Annotated in this window: 19 protein-coding genes and 1 riboswitch; of the genes, 13 read left to right on the top strand and 6 right to left on the bottom strand. The window is 67.9% G+C overall.

Annotated features, from left to right (window positions below):
- A complete protein-coding gene (locus ACO07K_RS27940) occupies window positions 1-1,032 on the bottom strand; it encodes a DUF2333 family protein (protein ID WP_422033687.1) in 1,032 nt (343 codons plus the stop codon).
- A gap of 83 nt (window positions 1,033-1,115) precedes the next feature.
- Between ACO07K_RS27940 and ACO07K_RS27935 the strand changes: the two genes are divergently transcribed.
- From ACO07K_RS27935 to ACO07K_RS27920, 4 genes are read left to right on the top strand one after another with little or no spacing between them, the layout of a single operon-like run.
- Entirely contained in the window at window positions 1,116-2,069 is a 954-nt protein-coding gene (locus tag ACO07K_RS27935; RefSeq protein WP_422033686.1) for an alpha/beta hydrolase, read from the top strand.
- Window positions 2,070-2,079: 10 nt separating this feature from the next.
- Entirely contained in the window at window positions 2,080-3,204 is a 1,125-nt protein-coding gene (locus ACO07K_RS27930; RefSeq protein ID WP_422033685.1) for an MFS transporter, read from the top strand.
- Window positions 3,205-3,264: 60 nt separating this feature from the next.
- Window positions 3,265-3,711 (top strand): MarR family winged helix-turn-helix transcriptional regulator, encoded by a 447-nt coding sequence (locus tag ACO07K_RS27925; RefSeq protein ID WP_422033684.1) that lies wholly within the window; start codon window positions 3,265-3,267, stop codon window positions 3,709-3,711.
- Entirely contained in the window at window positions 3,708-4,202 is a 495-nt protein-coding gene (locus tag ACO07K_RS27920; RefSeq protein WP_422033683.1) for an AAA family ATPase, read from the top strand. Before ACO07K_RS27925 ends, ACO07K_RS27920 begins: the two co-directional genes overlap by 4 nt.
- Here the strand turns inward: ACO07K_RS27920 and gloB are convergent.
- The gene (gene gloB / locus ACO07K_RS27915) at window positions 4,199-4,975 is read right to left on the bottom strand and encodes a hydroxyacylglutathione hydrolase (protein ID WP_422033682.1); all 777 of its coding nucleotides are present in this window, start codon (window positions 4,973-4,975) and stop codon (window positions 4,199-4,201) included. The genes ACO07K_RS27920 and gloB overlap by 4 nt on opposite strands.
- A gap of 72 nt (window positions 4,976-5,047) precedes the next feature.
- Between gloB and ACO07K_RS27910 the strand changes: the two genes are divergently transcribed.
- The 4 genes from ACO07K_RS27910 to ACO07K_RS27895 are packed head-to-tail and all read left to right on the top strand — an operon-like array spanning window position 5,048 to window position 7,725.
- Entirely contained in the window at window positions 5,048-5,833 is a 786-nt protein-coding gene (locus ACO07K_RS27910) for a class I SAM-dependent methyltransferase (RefSeq protein ID WP_422033681.1), read from the top strand.
- 21 nt (window positions 5,834-5,854) lie between these two features.
- Window positions 5,855-6,787, top strand: coding sequence for a DUF1932 domain-containing protein (locus ACO07K_RS27905; protein WP_422033680.1), 933 nt, complete (start codon window positions 5,855-5,857; stop codon window positions 6,785-6,787).
- Window positions 6,777-7,265 (top strand): YbaK/EbsC family protein, encoded by a 489-nt coding sequence (locus ACO07K_RS27900; RefSeq protein ID WP_422033679.1) that lies wholly within the window; start codon window positions 6,777-6,779, stop codon window positions 7,263-7,265. Before ACO07K_RS27905 ends, ACO07K_RS27900 begins: the two co-directional genes overlap by 11 nt.
- Entirely contained in the window at window positions 7,258-7,725 is a 468-nt protein-coding gene (locus ACO07K_RS27895; protein WP_422033678.1) for a GNAT family N-acetyltransferase, read from the top strand. Before ACO07K_RS27900 ends, ACO07K_RS27895 begins: the two co-directional genes overlap by 8 nt.
- 125 nt (window positions 7,726-7,850) lie before the next feature.
- Here ACO07K_RS27895 and metW read toward each other — a convergent pair whose 3' ends face one another.
- On the bottom strand, window positions 7,851-8,456 hold the full coding sequence (gene metW, locus ACO07K_RS27890; RefSeq protein WP_422033677.1) for a methionine biosynthesis protein MetW: 606 nt from the start codon (window positions 8,454-8,456) through the stop codon (window positions 7,851-7,853).
- The gene (metX, locus tag ACO07K_RS27885) at window positions 8,456-9,568 is read right to left on the bottom strand and encodes a homoserine O-acetyltransferase MetX (RefSeq protein WP_422036715.1); all 1,113 of its coding nucleotides are present in this window, start codon (window positions 9,566-9,568) and stop codon (window positions 8,456-8,458) included. The genes metW and metX overlap by 1 nt, the downstream gene beginning before the upstream one ends.
- A 103-nt stretch (window positions 9,569-9,671) precedes the next feature.
- Window positions 9,672-9,747: riboswitch (SAM riboswitch) on the bottom strand.
- 104 nt (window positions 9,748-9,851) lie between these two features.
- Between metX and ACO07K_RS27880 the strand changes: the two genes are divergently transcribed.
- The 4 genes from ACO07K_RS27880 (at window position 9,852) to ACO07K_RS27865 (ending at window position 13,672) form a co-directional block, all read left to right on the top strand.
- Window positions 9,852-10,703 carry a chorismate mutase gene (locus ACO07K_RS27880; protein WP_422033676.1) on the top strand — a complete coding sequence of 284 codons (852 nt, stop codon included), beginning with the start codon at window positions 9,852-9,854 and terminating at the stop codon, window positions 10,701-10,703.
- Window positions 10,704-10,727: 24 nt separating this feature from the next.
- Window positions 10,728-11,816, top strand: coding sequence for a histidinol-phosphate transaminase (gene hisC / locus ACO07K_RS27875; protein ID WP_422033675.1), 1,089 nt, complete (start codon window positions 10,728-10,730; stop codon window positions 11,814-11,816).
- Window positions 11,813-12,697, top strand: coding sequence for a prephenate/arogenate dehydrogenase family protein (locus tag ACO07K_RS27870; RefSeq protein WP_422033674.1), 885 nt, complete (start codon window positions 11,813-11,815; stop codon window positions 12,695-12,697). The genes hisC and ACO07K_RS27870 overlap by 4 nt, the downstream gene beginning before the upstream one ends.
- Window positions 12,698-13,102: 405 nt before the next feature.
- Window positions 13,103-13,672 carry a gamma-glutamylcyclotransferase gene (locus tag ACO07K_RS27865; protein ID WP_422033673.1) on the top strand — a complete coding sequence of 190 codons (570 nt, stop codon included), beginning with the start codon at window positions 13,103-13,105 and terminating at the stop codon, window positions 13,670-13,672.
- On the opposite strand, the gene ACO07K_RS27860 is transcribed toward ACO07K_RS27865, so the two are convergent.
- Entirely contained in the window at window positions 13,669-14,295 is a 627-nt protein-coding gene (locus ACO07K_RS27860) for a TetR/AcrR family transcriptional regulator (RefSeq protein ID WP_422033672.1), read from the bottom strand. The genes ACO07K_RS27865 and ACO07K_RS27860 overlap by 4 nt on opposite strands.
- Before the next feature lie 170 nt (window positions 14,296-14,465).
- On the opposite strand from ACO07K_RS27860, the gene ACO07K_RS27855 reads away from it, so the two are divergent.
- A complete protein-coding gene (locus tag ACO07K_RS27855; protein WP_422033671.1) occupies window positions 14,466-15,620 on the top strand; it encodes a trans-sulfuration enzyme family protein in 1,155 nt (384 codons plus the stop codon).
- Window positions 15,621-15,675: 55 nt separating this feature from the next.
- On the opposite strand, the gene ACO07K_RS27850 is transcribed toward ACO07K_RS27855, so the two are convergent.
- Complete coding sequence (locus ACO07K_RS27850; protein WP_422033670.1) at window positions 15,676-16,833, bottom strand: acyl-CoA dehydrogenase family protein; 1,158 nt, start codon at window positions 16,831-16,833, stop codon at window positions 15,676-15,678.
- Window positions 16,834-16,839 lie beyond the last annotated feature (6 nt).

The following is a 16,839-nucleotide window of genomic DNA, read 5'->3' as shown; positions in this document are numbered from 1 at the left end:
CTACTTCAGCAGGATGTTGGTGATCTCGCGCAGCTGCGTGCGGGCGCGCAGCAGATAGAAGCCCTGCGCGAGCAGGTGATTGGGGATCAGCAGCGCATCGGGATAGCCGTTCCAGACGACCCACGGGTCGAGCTGGGCGGCGATGCGGAAGGTGTCGACCGTGCCGTTCCAGGCGGTGGTGAGTTCGCGGTCGCGGATGACGTTCTGGAAGTCGACGCCGAGATCGCGCAGCAGCAGGTAGTAGACGTAAAGGCGGCCCTTGTTGAAGTAGAAGATGTCGTCGCACCTGGCGTCGAACAGGTCGCCGGCCTTCTCGATCACATGCTGGTCGATCGCCGCCGAATCCGAACCAAGATCGTTGGCGATGCGGTCGAGCAGCGCCTGCAGATTGTCGGCCCGCCGCTCGAACACCGCCTGCCCGGAACCCAGGCGCTTGTTGTAGGCGATCAGCCTGTCGCGGCCGGCGCGGTACTTCTGGGCCGAGGTCGTCGACGGCAGCAGCGACACGCTGGGCTGCCACAGCCAGATGTTGGGCTGTTCGTTCAGAAAGCCGCGGGCCTGCTCGAGGTCGCGGTCGGTCTGGCTCGAACCGCGCGTGCGGCCGAGCTGGTCCATCAACTCGGTGCTGAAGCGGCCCAGCGCCGACATGATGCCGCGCTGGAAGTTCGGCATGTTGTCGAGCAGCCCCGACGGCGTGAGGAACGGCATCATCGGCGTCCAGGTGTGGACGTCGACCTCGCGGGTGACGAGGTCGGCCGCCGTGGCCACCGCCTTGCTTTCCCCGGGCGCCACGTTGTGAGCCGTGAACTGCGGATCGTCGTCGATATCCTCGGTCACCAGCGCCCCGAGCGGGTAGTAGAGGATGAGCAGCAGGACGAGGATGCGCCACGTCCATCCCCAGACCTTGCGACCGCCTGACGATGGGGCGGAAGTCGAGAGGCCCGGGCGCCATCCCCGCACGCGATCCCAGCTTCGCCGCCACCAGGAAGGCTTGGCCGACGACGGTGCGCTGTAGTCCGGTTCGAATGTCATGGCACACCTTACCATTCGCCTCGTGACGAAACAGGGGCGCAGCCTGCTAGAGTGCGGAGAATGTTTTCAATGGAGTGGGTGGAATGGCTCTCGATCCGGAATCCCAGCGGCTGATCGACCTGATGGCGGCCGCGAATCGCCCGGCCTGGAACACGTTGAGCCCGCAAGCCGCCCGCGATCTCTATCTTTCGCTTCGCCCCGGCGCCCAGGGCCCGCGCCCCGGCGACGTGACGGTCATCGATCGCACCATACCCGGCCCGGCGGGCGACCTGCCCGTCCGCCTCTATCGCCCCGCATCGGCACCCGCCGATGCCGCGCTGCCGGCGCTGGTCTACGCCCATGGCGGCGGCTGGGTGTTCGGCAATCTCGACAGCCATGACGTGCTCTGCGCCCAGCTCGCGCTGGAAGCCGGCATCGCGGTGTTCCATGTCGACTATCGCCTGGCACCCGAGGCGCGCTTCCCCGGCGCCTTCGACGATGTCGTGGCGGCGCTGAAATGGGTGGCCGCCCACGGCGCGTCGGTCGGCATCGATCCGACCCGCCTGGCCATCGGCGGCGACAGCGCCGGCGGCAATCTCGCCGCCGCGGCGTCGATCTGGGCGCGCGACAACGGCGGACCGAAGCTGCTGATGCAGCTTCTCGCCTATCCGGTGACCGACGCGGTGGCGCGCACCGAATCCTATCGGCATTTCGAGGACGGCTACGGGCTGAACGCGGTGACGATGGAGTGGTTCTTCGACCATTACACGCCCGACAAAGCGAGCCGCGGCGACTGGCGCGTCTCGCCGCTGCGCGCGGCCTCGCTGGCGGGCCTGCCGCCGGCCCTGGTCGTCACCGCCGGCTACGATCCGCTGCGCGACGAAGGCCGTGCCTACGCCTGGCGCCTGCAGCAGGACGGCACGCAGGCCGACCTGGTCGAGTTCGGCGGCATGCTGCACGGGTTCCTGAGCTCGCCGATGCTGCTGCACGGCGCCCGGCGCGGCACGACGCTGTGCGCCGCCGCCCTGCGCGAGGCCCTGGTGCTGCGCGCCCAGTGACGACCGCGGCATGACCGCGGCGCCCGCTCGCGGCGCCGCGCCGGTCGGCATGGCGCTGCCGGGGCTGGTGATCGCCGTCTGCATGATCGGCGATACGCTGCTCTATGCCGTGCTGCCGCTCTACCATGAGCAGTTCGGGGTCTCGCTGGCGATGGTCGGCGTTCTGCTGTCGCTCAACCGCTGGATCCGCCTCCTGGCCAATTCCGCAGTGGCCCATCTCGGCGAGCGCCTCGGCCCGCACGCGCTGATGATCGCCGCGGCGCTCGGTTCGGCCGTCTCGACGACCATCTACGGGCTGGTCGACGATCCAACGGCCCAGATCCTGGCGCGCATCCTCTGGGGCATCTCCTACGCCTCGCTCAATCTTTCGACCCTGGCCTATGCCGTCAGCGACCGCGCCAATGCCGGCAAGCGCGTGGGCGCCAGCCGTGCCGCCATCGGGCTCGTGCAGGCGATGTCGTTGGTCGGCGGCGCCTGGATCGTGCTCGAACTCGGTGCGCGCCCGGTGTTCCTGATCTACGGCGGCCTGACCCTGATCGCGCTGGTCGCCGCGCTCGCCCTGCCCCGCCTGCCGCGCGAACCCGTCGCGAAGAAGGGCTTCAAGCTGCCGGTTCCCCACCGGCTGGAAGTCTGGGGCTTCGTCCTGGGTTTCGCGGGCGACGGCGTCTTCCTGCTCACCCTTGCCTTCCTGATGAAGGACTCGATCACCTCGGTCGCGCCGGTGATGGCGACGGCGATGCTGCTGGCGCTGCGCTGGCTGGTCGAGGTCACGACGGGGCCGCTCGGCGGCTGGATCGGCGACCGATTCGGGGCACGGCGCATCGCCATCGCGAACGCGGCCCTTCTGGTCGGCGGCTTCGTCCTGATCGCGGCGGGTCACGAGCTGCTGGGGGCGCTCCTGATCGTCATGACCCGCGGCATGTTCAACACGCTGATCCCCGTGCTGGTGATCGAGCGCGGCCACGGCACCGTCCTTTCCAGCCAGGCGAGCTATTCGACCTGGCGCGACTTCGGCGCCGCGGTCGGGCCGCTGACCGCCCCGTGGCTGTTCCTCGCCGTCCCGCAGGCGCCGCTCTATGCGGCCTTGGCGCTCGCTCTAGGTCTCAGCGGCTATTTCTGCCTCGTGAGGCGCTGAAGCATCCTAATTGATTCCGATATACTTGCATTAGGAAATATATCGGCCTATGTACGGCCGATGAACACGACTTCCTTCTCCGCCACCCTGAACCTGCTCCGCGCCACGGCGCGACTCGAAGAGCGCTTCGCCGGCGAGCTCGGCTCCGTGCACGGGCTGGCCCTCAAGGAGGTGCTGCTGCTGATGCACCTCGAACGGGCGCCCCTGAACCGGCTCAGCCGCATCGAACTCGCCAAGCGCCTGCACGTCAGCCCCTCGAGCGTGACCCGCATGACCAGCCCGCTGGAGAAGTTGGGCTGCGTCGGTCGCGAAGCCGATCCGCGCGATGCCCGCCTCGCCTATGTCGTCCTGACCGAGGCGGGCCAGCGGCTGGTCGGCGACGCCCGGGCGACGCTCGAACGCATGGCCGCCGATCTGTTCCGCGACCGCTGGACGGAGGCGGAGATCGCCACCCTGGCCGACCTGCTCGGACGCCTGACCGCCGGTCAGCCGGGAGACCTGTCATGATCCATCTCGTCTGCGGCTCGACCGGCGCCGGCAAGACTACCTACGCCAACGAGCTGCGCCAGCAGCTGGGGGCGCTGCCTCTGTCGATCGACGACTGGATGGTGACGCTGTTTGCGCCCGACACGCCCCCGCAGGTGAGCTGGCCCTGGATCGAGGAGCGTGTGCTGCGCTGCGAGCGGCAGATCGTGGCAACGGCCCTCGCTCTTGCCAGCACGGGCGTCCCCGCGATCCTCGATCTCGGCCTCCAGCAAGCCGACCAGCGTCGGCGCGTCGCCGACCGGGTCGCGGCGGCCAGCGTCGGCGTGCGCCTGCACTTCCTCGACGTCGATGCCGGCGAACGCTGGCGGCGCGTCGAGGCGCGCAACGAACAGCAAGGCGAGACCTTCCGCGTGAAGGTCACGCGACCGATGTTCGATTTCATCGAGACGATCTGGCAGCCGCCGACACCGGAAGAAATGTCGGCCCTCGACGGCGTGCGCGTCGCGGCTTAGCGGAACACGTCCTTGCGGTGGCGCACCTCGGCGAACACCGAGACCGGATCGCCGCCGGCGAGGCCGACCGCGGCCTGAACGGCCGGCACGTCGACGCGCAGGAACGGGTTGGTGGCCTTCTCCTCGCCGAGCAGCGACGGCACGGTGGCCTCTCCGCGGGCGCGCGCCGCATCGATCGCCGCCGAGCGCGCCTTGAGCTGCTGGTTCCCCGTCTCGACGGTCAGCGCGAAGCGGGCGTTCGACTGCGTGTACTCATGCGCACAATAGACGCGCATGTCGTCGGGCAGCGCGCGCAGCCGGCTGAGCGAGGTCCAGAACTGCTGCGGCGTGCCTTCGAACATGCGCCCGCAACCGAGCGCAAAAAGCGTGTCGCCGCAGAACAGCGCCTTCTGGTCGCGAAAGGCATAGGCGATGTGGCCGCTGGTGTGTCCCGGCACGAAGAAGATCTCGGCCTCGGCCTCGCCGACCCGGTAGCGGTCGCCGTCGTCGACCTCGACATCGATCCCGGGGATGCGGGCGCGGTCCTGGCGCAGGCCGACGATCGTACAGCCGGTCGCCTGCTTGATCTCGAGATTGCCGCCGACGTGATCGCCGTGATGGTGGGTATTGAGAATGTGAGTGATCTTCCAGCGGCGCCTTTCGGCCTCCGCGAGGACCGGTCCGGCCACGGCGGGATCGACGACGGCCACGGCGCCGCTCTGCGGCTCCCGCATCAACCACACGTAATTGTCGTTCAGGACCGGGATACGGACAATGTCTAGCGTTGTGCTCATGATGCAAGGCTAGCAGAGCTGGCTTGCGCCGGCCATGGTCCGCGGGCGCCGGTTTCTGCTACAGTCCCGAGCATGTGGAGCAACGTCCTCGACCTTGAGGAATTCTACGGCAGCACGCTCGGTCAGATGACCCAGCGGCTCCTGCGCGCCCGCCTGCGTGAAGTCTGGCCGAACGTGCGCGGCGAGACGGTGCTGGGGCTGGGCTTTGCGCAACCGCTGCTGCGTCCCTTCATGGAAGAGGCCGGCCGCACGCTGGCCTTCATGCCCGCCCAGCAGGGCGTCACGCGCTGGCCACGCGAAGGCCGCAACCTCGCGACCCTGGTCGACGAGCTCGACCTGCCGCTGCCCGACCGGTCGGTCGACCGCGTGGTGCTGGTCCATGCCGTCGAGTGCACCGAACAGCTTCGCCCGATGCTGCGCGAGATCTGGCGCGTGATGGCCGATGGCGGCCGCATGGTCGTCGTGGCGCCGACGCGTACCGGCTTCTGGTCGCAGGTCGACCGCTCGCCCTTCTATCAGGGCCATCCCTATTCGGCGGGCCAGCTCAACGCGCTGTTGCGCGCCAACATGTTCGCGCCGCTGCGCCAGACGCGCGCGCTCTACATGCCGCCGACCCGGTCGCGGCTCATGATGCGCATGGCCCCGACCCTCGAGCGGTTCGGCCAGCGCTGGCTCAGCCGCTTCGGCGGCGTCAACGTCATCGAGTCCGGCAAGCAGCTCTTTGCCGGCATTGCCGAGCGCAGCCAGCCGCAAGCCGTCGCCGTGCGGCCCAAGCTGCGCGTCGCCAGTTCGCGTGACACCCCGCGGGTCGCGGGAGCCGCGCGCACGACCGAGGACGGCGACAAACCCGCCTCCTGATTTCCCAAGAGAAAGAACGACATGTCATTCGCTCCGCGCGTCATCGCGCTGCTGGGTTTTGGCGAAGCCGGTTCGGCCATCGCACGCGGTCTTGCAGCGGAAGGCGGCTGGCGCGGCCCGTCCAAACCCGGCGATAACGCCCCGCGTCGCGTTATCGCCATCGACACCGCGCTCGACAAGGATCCGCGCGGCACGGCGCTGGGCAAGACCGCGCGCTCCCTCGATGTCGCGATCAGCGACAGCTACACCGAGGCGCTGAACGAAGCCGATCTCGTGATCTCTGCCGTACAGGGCGAGCATGCGCTCTCGGCCGCACGATCGGCCGCGCCACTTCTGAAGAACGGCGCGCACTATCTCGACCTCTGCACCGTCACCGGCAGGATGTCGGACGAGGATCGCGCCGAGATCGAGAAGGGCGCGGGCCGTTACGTCGACGTCGCCGTCATGGGCGGCTTCTTCAAGCAGGGCATCAAGGCGCCGATGCTGGTGGCGGGAGAGGATGCCGCCGATGCCGTTGCCTGGATGAATGCCAACGGCTTCGTCGCCACCTTGCTGGGCCCCAAGCCCGGCAGTGCCTCGTCGGTCAAGATGCTGCGCAGCACACTCGTGAAGGGCATCGAGGCGCTGGGCGTCGAGGCGCTGGTCGCCGCGCAACGCCAGGGCATCCTCGACGAGGTCCTGGGTTGCCTGGGCGACGCCGATTCGATGGGGCTCGCCGGCTTCATCACCATGCTGGTGCAGACGCACGTGGTTCATGCCCACCGTCGCTGGGAAGAAATGGGACTGGTCGCGCAGACGCTGCGCGAGACCGGCGTCGATCCGCTGATGACGGAAGTCATCGAGAAGAGCCATCGCCGCACGGTCGACGCCGATATCGCCCCGGCCGACGGCCAGGTGCCGAGCCTCGAGGAGGCGCTGAAGATTCTCTCGGAGAAGGTGATCCGTGGCCGGTGAAGTATTCGATCGGCTCGTTGAACTTCTCAGCGATGCGAAGGCGAAGTTCCGCGTCATCGAGCACGCCCATGAGGGCAAGTCGGAAGCGATCAGCGTCATTCGCGGCAACCGTCCCGACCAGGCCGCCAAGGCCATGGTGCTCGACGTGCGCGGCGGTGGCGGCGGCAAGCGCCATGTGCTCGCCATCCTGCCGGGCAGCCGCAAGCTCGACTTCGCTGCCGTTGCCGCGCTGTTCGAGGCGCGCAAGTGCGGCTTCGCCTCGCCCGACACGGCGCAGGCGCTGACCGGCTGCGTCATGGGCGCGGTGCCGCCCTTCGCGCTCAATCCCACCCTCTCGATCGTGGTCGAGGAAGACCTGCTGGCCAACGAGACGCTGTTCTTCAACGCCGGCCGGCTCGACCGCTCAATGGAGCTCGACACGAAGGACTGGCTGGCGGTCGCGAAACCGCGCCTCGCCCGGATCGCAACGCGTGACTGACCTCTGGTGCTTCGGTCCCGCGACCGAGGCCGATTTCGAACCCTTGCTGGTGCTGCGGACCGAGGTGATGCGGGAGCATCTCGAACGGGTGGGCCGTTACACGCCCGAACGGTCGCGCCGCACGTTCCGCGGACATTTCGACGAACCGGGCACGCGACTGATCCTGCTGGCCGACAGGCGCGTGGGCTGCGTCGGCTTTCGCAAGCACGACCACGAGATCAAGATCGACTCGTTCTACCTTGAACGTCGCCTGCACGGGTCGGGCCTCGGCACGAAAATCCTGATGTCACTGCTGGCCGAAGCCGACACGGCCGGCCTGCCCGTGCGTCTCGAAGTGCTGAACGGCAGCCCGGCCGACCGCTTCTACCTGCGCCACGGTTTCGTGAAACTGAAAGAAGACGAGATCGAGGGCTTCTATGAGCGTTTGCCGCCGGGCAACTCAACAACGACCTCATGCTGAGGAGGCCCGAAGGGCCGTCTCGAAGCATGGGTACGCGCACCACGTCGGTTGCCCATCCTTCGAGACGCACGCCTGCGGCGTGCTCCTCAGGATGAGGTGGCGCGGGGAGGCTTGAAGGGAAGACTCTAGTCGCGCCTGAGCATAAAGACGGCCTGCTCGCCGATCAGGTTGGCGAGCAGCGGCGGCAGGCTGATGCGGCGGCTCTTGCTGTTGAGCACGATGCCGCGCTCGATGCGGACGCCCATGGTGCGGCAGAGCGCGCGGAAATCGTCGATGCTGCAGAGATGGATGTTGGGCGTGTCGTACCACTTGTGGGGCAGCGACGCGGTCTCGGGCATGCGGCCGCCGAACACCAGCCGCAGCCTGACCTGCCAGTGCGCGAAGTTGGGGAAGGACACGATCGCGCGCTTGCCGACGCGCAGCATCTGCTCGAGCACCCGGCGCGGCTCGCGCGTGGCCTGCAGGGTCTGGCTCAGGATCACATAGTCGAACGCGTCGTCGGGATAGTCGCGCAGGTCGGCATCGGCATCGCCCTGGATGACCGACAGGCCGTTGGCCACGCAGGCATTCACCCCGGCCTGACTGAGTTCCATGCCGCGCGCATCGACCCGCTTGGCGTTCATGAGATAGGCCAGCAGTGCGCCGTCGCCGCAGCCGACGTCGAGCGCGCGTGTGCCCGGCTCGACCATATCGGCGATGAGCTGCAGGTCGACGCGGATCGGTGCGTTCATCAGTGGGCACTCCGGAGGCCGCGAGCCGTGGCGGCGCCCTTCAGGAAACCCGAGAGGGTGCGGAACATCTCGGGCTCGTCGAGCAGGAAGGCGTCGTGGCCCTTGTCGCTGTCGACCTCGACGAACGACACGTTGGCGGCGGCGGCATTGAGCGCATGCACGACCGCGCGGCTCTCGCGTGTCGGGAACAGCCAGTCGCTGGTGAAGGACATCAGGCAGAAGCGCGTGGCGGTGCCCTTGAAGGCGTTGGCCAGCACGCCGCCATGCGCGCCCGCGAGATCGAAATAGTCCATCGCGCGCGTGATGTAGAGGTAGCTGTTGGCATCGAAGCGGTCGACGAAGGTCGAGCCCTGGTGGCGCAGGTAGCTTTCCACCTGGAAGTCGGCATCGAAGCCGAAGCCCAGCGCGTCGCGGTTCTGCAGGGAGCGGCCGAACTTGCGCTGCAGGGCCTGTTCCGAGAGGTAGGTGATATGCGCCGTCATGCGGGCGACGGCGAGGCCGCGCGCCGGGTTGGTCTGGTGCAGCCGATAGTCGCCGCCCTTCCAGTCCGGATCGGCCATGATCGCCTGGCGGCCGACCTCGTGGAACGCGATGTTCTGCGCCGAATGATGGGCGGCGCAGGCGATCGGCACGGCCGAGAAGACACGCTTGGGATAGCTGGCGGCCCATTCCAGAACCTGCATGCCGCCCATCGAGCCGCCGATCACGCAGAAGAGATCGGGAATGCCGAGATGGTCGAGCAGTGCCGCCTGCGCCCGCACCATGTCACCGATGGTCACGACCGGGAAACGCAGGTTCCATGCCTGGCCGGTCGAAGGCTCCCGAGCCTGCGGGCCGGTGCTCCCCATGCAATGGCCGAGCACGTTGATGCAGATGATGAAGTAGCGTTCGGGATCGAGGATCTTGCCCGCCCCGATCAGGGTCTCCCACCAGCCCTCCTTGCCGGTGACGGGATGGCGATCGGCGACGAACTGGTCGCAGGTCAGGGGATGGCAGACCAGGACGGCGTTGGACTTCGCGTCGTTCAGCGTACCGTAGGTCTGATAGGCCACCCGGTAGGGGCCGAGGTCGACGCCGCAGTCGAGGCGCAACGGACGGTCCACGCCCAGGATCGCGTGGCGGCACTGGGCGAGCGCCTTGCGTTCGGCATCGGTGAGGTCGTCGAGCACTAACCCACTCCAACGAAAAAGCCCCCGACCGGAAGGACGGGGGCTTTTTTCGAGCACTCCGACCTTTTAGCGGTGTTTAACGTGGCCGCAAGCCGGTCGGCTCAAATTCCACGGAGAGGCTCTATACGGTCGCGGATGGCGGGAGGCAAGCCTCTTGCGGCTTGTTTGCCTTTACGCGGGCAGTGCGGACGTAGTATCGCCGCTGCGCACAGGAAAAAACGGCCTAATGGACGCTCCCAGTCTCGACAGCTTGCGGCAGGAAATCGACGCCATCGACACCGAATTGCACGGCCTGATTCGCCGTCGCGCGGAGGTCGTCGGGCATATCTCCGCAACCAAGCCGGCGGGCGGCCTCGCCTTGCGCCCGGGCCGCGAGGCCCAGGTCCTGCGCAAGCGGCTGGCGACCCATGAGGGCGGGTTTCCGTCCGGCGCAGTCTATCGCATGTGGCGCGAGATGATGAGCGCCTTCACCCTGATCCAGACGCCCGGGCTCAAGATCGCCATCTGCCGGCCGGACGACCAGCCCGGCTACTGGGACCTCGCCCGCGATCATTTCGGCTGCCAGATCCCGTTCGTCGCCCACGACACGCCGGCCGGCGTCCTGTCCGCCGTCCGCGCCGGACCGACGACCCTCGGCATCGTGCCGGCTCCTCTCGAAACCGACGCGAGCCCCTGGTGGCCCCTGCTCGCCGGCAAGGACACGACCCTGCCGACCGTGGTGGCCCGTCTTCCGTTCCTCGCCATGCCGAATGCCCGGGCGCGCGGCATCTCGGCCTTCGTGCTGGCCCGCATCGACGCCGAACCGAGCGGTTCGGATCGCGCCCTCCTGTCGGTCGAGGCGAAGAACGGCCTGAGCCGGGACCGCATCGCCGCCGCGCTCGCCAAGGCCGGCCTGCCGGCCTTCACCTCGGCGCTCGACCAGGTCGTGGCCGGGGTGCATCACTATCTCGTCGAGGTCCCGGGCGTGATCGCGGACGACGATACGCGCCTGCGCGACCTCGAAGCGGCCCTGGGACTGGAAAAGGGTTGCGCGGCCGCCATCGGCGCCTATGCCGTGCCGATCGACGCCAAACCGTGATCTGAACTTTCAGAGGAGACTGGCATGAGCGCGCTCACCCCGCGTCCGGGCATCATGAAGATCGCGCCCTATGTGCCGGGCAAGGACTCGATCGACGGCAAGGAGACGATCGCCAAGCTGTCGTCCAACGAAGGCGCCCTCGGGCCCTCGCCGAAGGCGATGGCGGCCTACGCCAAGGCGGCGGCCGACCTCCATCGCTATCCCGACGGCGACACGGCGAACCTGCGCAAGGCGCTGGGCCGCCACTACGGTCTCGATCCGGCGCGCATCGTCTGCGGCGCGGGCTCCGACGAGATCCTGAACCTGCTGGTCCGCGCCTACTGCGGTCCCGGCGACGAGCTGCTCTACAGCCAGTACGGCTTCCTGATGTACGCGATCAACGCGCTGGGCGTCGGTGCGACCCCCGTCGCGGCGCCGGCCAGGGACTATGGCAGCGACATCGACGCGATGCTGGCGGCGGTGACGGACAGGACGCGCATCGTCTGCCTCGCCAACCCGAACAATCCGACCGGCACCTACGTCACCAAGGACGATGTGCGCCGCCTGCATGCCGGCCTGCCCAAGAACGTTCTGCTGATCATCGACGCGGCCTATGCCGAGTATGTCAGCCGCAACGACTACGACTCGGGCGTCGAGCTGGTCGACCAGGCCGAGAACGTGGTGATGACCCGCACCTTCTCGAAGATCTACGGCCTGGGCGGGCTGCGTCTCGGCTGGATGTACGGGCCGGCCGGAATCGTCGACGTCATGAGCCGGCTGCGCCAGCCGTTCAACGTCAACCTCCCGGCGCAGATCGCCGGCATCGCCGCCCTCGACGACATCGCCCACACCGATGCCAGCCGCACCAACAACGACATCTGGCTGCCGTGGCTCAGCGCCGAGCTCGCGAAGCTCGGCCTCGAGCCGGTGCCCAGCTTCGGCAACTTCGTGCTGGTCGGCTTCGGCTCGAAGGAACGCGCCGTCGCGGCCAACGAGTGGCTGATGAACGACGGTCTGATCCCGCGCCTCGTGGCGGGCTACGGCCTGCCCGAGCACCTGCGCATCACGGTGGGAACCGAGGCCGAGGTGAAGGCGGTGCAGGCTTCGCTGGCCCGCTTCGTGGCCGCGAAATGACCGAACCCCTGTTCGACAAGATCGCGCTGATCGGCATCGGCCTGATCGGCGGCTCGATTGCACTCGAGGCCCGCAAGCGCGGCCTGGCCAGGACGATCGTGGCCGCCACGCGCAGCCCCGAGACGGCAGCCCTCGCCAACAAGCTGAAGCTCGCCGATCATTGCGGCACCGATCTCGCGGAAGCCTGCCGCGACGCCGACCTGGTGATCGTCTGCACGCCGGTCGGCGCCTGCGGACCGGCCGCCCAGGCCATCGCGTCGAGCCTGAAGCCCGGCTGCATCGTCTCGGACGTGGGCTCGGTGAAGCAGACGGTGATCGCCGACATGGCGCCGCACATCCCCAAGGGCGTGCATTTCGTGCCGGCCCATCCGGTCGCCGGCACCGAGAATTCCGGCCCCGAAGCCGCGCTGCTCGATCTGTTCCAGGGCCGCTGGTGCATCCTGACGCCGCTGCCCGACAGCGACGAGGCCGCCGTCGCCCGGCTCGAAGCCTTCTGGAAGGGTCTCGGCAGCCAGGTCGAGCGCATCGACCCCAAGGACCATGACCGGATCCTGGCCATCACCTCGCATCTGCCGCACCTGATCGCCTACACGATCGTGGGAACGGCCGACGATCTCGGCGGCCACCTCAACAGCGAGATCCTGAAGTTCGCCGCCGGCGGCTTCCGCGATTTCACGCGCATCGCCGCTTCCGATCCCACCATGTGGCGCGACGTGTTCATGAACAACCGCGAGGCCGTCCTCGAAGTCCTCCAGCGCTTCCAGGAGGATCTCTTCTACCTGCAGCGCGCCATCCGCTGGGGCGAGGGCGACAAGCTGTTCGACCTGTTCACGCGCACGCGCGAAATCCGCCGCGCCCTGATCCACCTCAACCAGGCCTAGAGGCTTTCCGGGCGAGACTGCTGATCGAGGGATAGCACCTCAACAGAAGACCTCACCTGAGAGTCTGGCCGGAAATGAATTACATCGATTCAAGCACTTACCTCATCCCGAGGAGCGACCCGCAGGGGCGCGTCTCGAAGGATGGGCAACAGGCAAGGTGCGCGTTCCCACCCTTCGAGACGCATCGCTGCGCGATGCTCCTCAGGGTGAGGTTATTGGGGCTATTCATAGCCTCTTGTTTTAGCTGCATTCATTTCCGGCCAGCCTCTGAGGAGCGAACGCAGTGAGCGTCTCGAAGGGTCGGCACGAACACCGCGTCTGTTGCCCATCCTTCGAGACGCACGCCATCGGCGTGCTCCTCAGGATGAGGTGAGTGGGACAACTTGAGACCGAAGGACTCTGGGATTGGGCACGCTCACAGGAACATGTTCGACCGGGCCCCTGTGGGTCTTCGGCTACGGCTCGCTGATGTGGAACCCGGGCTTCGCCACGCCGGAAACGCAGGCGGCGCGGCTCCAGGGCTGGCATCGCGCCTTCTGCATCTACTCGGAACACTATCGCGGCACGCCCGAGAGGCCGGGGCTCATGCTCGGCCTGCTGCCCGGCGGCTCCTGCCGCGGCCTGGCGCACCGGCTGCCCGACGCCGCCTACGACGAGGTGCGGCGCTATCTCGTCCATCGCGAGATCGACAATGACGGTGTGTACGTGGAGACGGTGCGGCCGATCCGGCTCGACGACGGCCAGGTCGTGCCATCGCTGGTCTATCTCGCCGATCGCTCCCACCGGCAGTTTGCCGGGAAGCTGCCGGAAGCGGAGGCGCTGCGCCTGATCCGCCAGGGCCATGGCGCCACCGGCAGCAGCCTCGACTACGTGCTGAATACGGTCGCCCATCTGGGCGAACTGGGTCTCAGCGACCGCTCGCTCGAGAGGCTGGCCCGCGCCGCCGCCAGCGGCGCAGGAACCGCGAACGGCTAGCGGCGCGCGGCTTCGGTCGCGAAGACCGACTGCACCACGAAGCCGAGCTCTTCCCGCGCCTGCTCGACCGACAGGCCGAGGCGCTGGCGCAGCACGACCCAGCTTTCCGGCGCGATGGCCAGGGCGAGGGCGGTCAGGGTCCGCTGCCGCGATTCCGCCGGCAGCGCGCCCAACTCGGGACCGAAGGCCTGCGAGAGGTGTGCGGTGTTGGCGCTGTAGATCTGCGAGATCATGTCGGCCGCTTCCGGCGACCGGCGCTGCAGCGTCTCGACGAAGGTCCACATCGGGCGGAGCTGCTCGTAGCGGTCGGCGCACTGGTCGATCAGGCTGGAGACGCGCTGCTCGATCGGCCCGGCAGAGGCGAGCTCAGGCGCTTCCCCGACCAGGGCGGCCAGCACGCGGCCGAGGACGGCGACGTACAGTTCGGCGGTGTCGGCGAAGTGCTGAAACACGGTGCGGGCGGAGACGCCGGCCATCTGGGCGATGTCGCGCACGATCGGCGCGACCTGGCCGGCCGCGGCGAGGGCCAGGGCCGAGGCCACGATCGATTCGCGCGTGCGGGCGACGCGGTCCCCGCGACCGGCCGTGTGAAGCTGCTTCGTGTGCAGGGTCTGACCGTCCATTCCTGACTCCCCAGCGAGTGTTTGCCGTCTCGTCGGCAACCTTGCCGATCCTAAAGATGTGTCGAGCAAATCACTATATATGAAGCTACTACTGCATCGTCATTTCAAGTGCTGCGATGCGCTATAAAATCGCGTTCGACGTAAGATTTATGTAAGCCGACGGGGCCCCGATGTCCGAGAAAGTCTTTGCTCCTGCCTCCCTCGCCGCCCAGGCGATGGGATGGATCGACCCGGTCACCAAGGCCGTCGTGCCGCCGATTCACATGGCCAGCACTTATCTGCGCGACGAGGACAACGGATACAGGTCCGGCCGCATCTACGGGCGGGCCGACAATCCCACGTTCGACCAGGCCGAGGCAACGCTCACGGCGCTGGAAGGGGGCGCGAAATCGCTGATCTTCTCCTCCGGCATGAGTGCGGCCACCGCCTGCTTCCTGGCCCTTTCGCCCGGTGACCATGTCGTGACCTCCAAGGTCATGTACTGGGCGCTGCGCAACTGGCTGATGACCTTCGCCACGCACTGGGGCCTCAAGATCGAGTTCGTCGACACCGACAAAGCCGACGAGGTGGCCGCGGCGGTGAAGCCGGGCGTCACCAAACTCGTCTGGATCGAGACACCCGCCAATCCGACCTGGAGCGTGTCCGACATCGCCGCCATCGCGGAGATCGCACACAAGGCCGGGGCCCTGCTGGGGGTCGATTCGACGGTCGCGACGCCGGTGCTGACACGGCCGATCGAGCACGGCGCGGACATCGTCATGCATTCGGCGACCAAGTACCTCAACGGGCATTCCGACATCATCGCCGGCGCGCTCACCGGCGCGCGCGACGATGCGCACTGGGCGAAGCTGCGGACCATCCGCGCGCAACTCGGAACCATTCTCGGCCAGACCGAGGCGTGGCTGCTGATGCGAGGCATGCGCACCCTCTTCCCGCGCGTCGCCTGGGCGTGCACCTCGGCCCAGAGCCTGGCGGAAAAGCTCGCCGAGCATCCGATGGTGGAACAAGTCCTCTATCCCGGCCTGCCCTCCTTCGCCGGCCACGCGGTGGCGGCAAAGCAGATGAAGGGCGGCTTCGGCGGGATGCTGTCGGTCCGGGTGAAGGGCGGCGAGCGCGCGGCCATCGCCACGGCGGCGCGCGTCGAATTGTGGAAGCGCGCCACCTCGCTGGGCGGCGTCGAAAGCCTGATCGAGCATCGCGCCAGCATCGAGGGCCCGGGTACGCCCTGCCCGCCCGACCTGTTGCGGCTGTCGGTCGGCGTCGAGGAGAGCAGCGACCTGTTCGACGATCTCGACCAGGCGCTGAAGCGCGCCCACAACGCTTAACGGGCCTCATTGGAGCGCGCCACTCCAGTGGCGCGGTCCATCGTCGTCTCTTGTCCTAAGCCGGCGTCCCAAACACCGAAGCCAGCCCGGCGCCGATGCGCTCGTTCATCATCTCGATCGAGCCGTCGGTGTAGGCCGCGATCTTGGCGCCCGCGAGATGGCGGGCCAGGGGATAGTCGGCCCGCAGGCCGTTGGCCCCCATCGCCTGAATGCAGTCGGCGATGCGCTGCACCGCCATGTCGGTCGCGAACTTCTTGGCGTGCGCTGCCGGCAGGACGGCGTCGGCACCCTCGTCGATCAGCCGGGCGGCGCGATAGCAGAGCAGGCGCGCGGCTTCGAGATCGGTCGCGGCATCGACCAGCTTCCAGCGCACGCCCTGATGCTCGATCACCGGCTGGCCGAAGGTCCGGCGCTGCTGCGTGTAGCGCACGGCCGTCTCGAGCGAGGCCTGCAGCATGCCGCAGCACATGGCCGCGACATAGGCACGGGCGCCGTTGATGCCGGCCAGCGCCGCCTTGAAGGCCTTGCCCGGCGGATGCAGCACCGCCTCGTCGGGCGCGAAATAGTCGACCAGCCGGAAGCCGCCGACGCCGATCGCGTGGCCGCCATGCAGCTCGAACGGCTTGTCGCGATGGAAACCCGGCCGCTCGGCCTCGATGGCGAGGCAGATGATGCCGCGATAGCCCTGAGATTTGTCGGTCTGCGCATAGGCCACGGAAAGACCCGCGACGGCGGCATTGGTGATCCAGGCCTTGGCGCCGTTGACCTTCCAGCCGCCCTCGACCCTCACGGCTTCCATCTCCAAGCCGCCGAAGTCGCTGCCGACACCGGGTTCGCTGAGACCGGCGCAACCGATCAGCTCGCCGGTCAGCATGCGCGGCAGCAGCCGTGCAACCTGGGCCGGCTGGCCGTCGCGGGCGAAGCGGGCACAGGCATTGTGATGATTGATCAGCGCGAACGCGAACGCGAAGTCGTGCCGCGCGATCTCCTCGAAGGCGCGCAGCTTGCAGGAGAAGGACAGGCCCTGCCCGCCATGCTTCTTCGCCAGTTCGATCGTGTTGAGGCCGAGGGCGCAGGCCGCCTTGATGGTTTCGAGCGGATAGCGGCGCTCCCATTCCCAGCGCGCGGCATTGGGCGCGACCTGTTGTTCGGCGAATGTCTTGGCGCGCGCCACGACGGCGCGCTCTTCGGGGGTGAGGACTTCATCGAGCATATGCCT

Origin of the sequence: Reyranella sp. (genome assembly GCF_965228225.1) — a bacterium.
GTDB lineage: Bacteria > Pseudomonadota > Alphaproteobacteria > Reyranellales > Reyranellaceae > Reyranella.
This window is presented reverse-complemented; position numbering and strand designations above follow the sequence as displayed.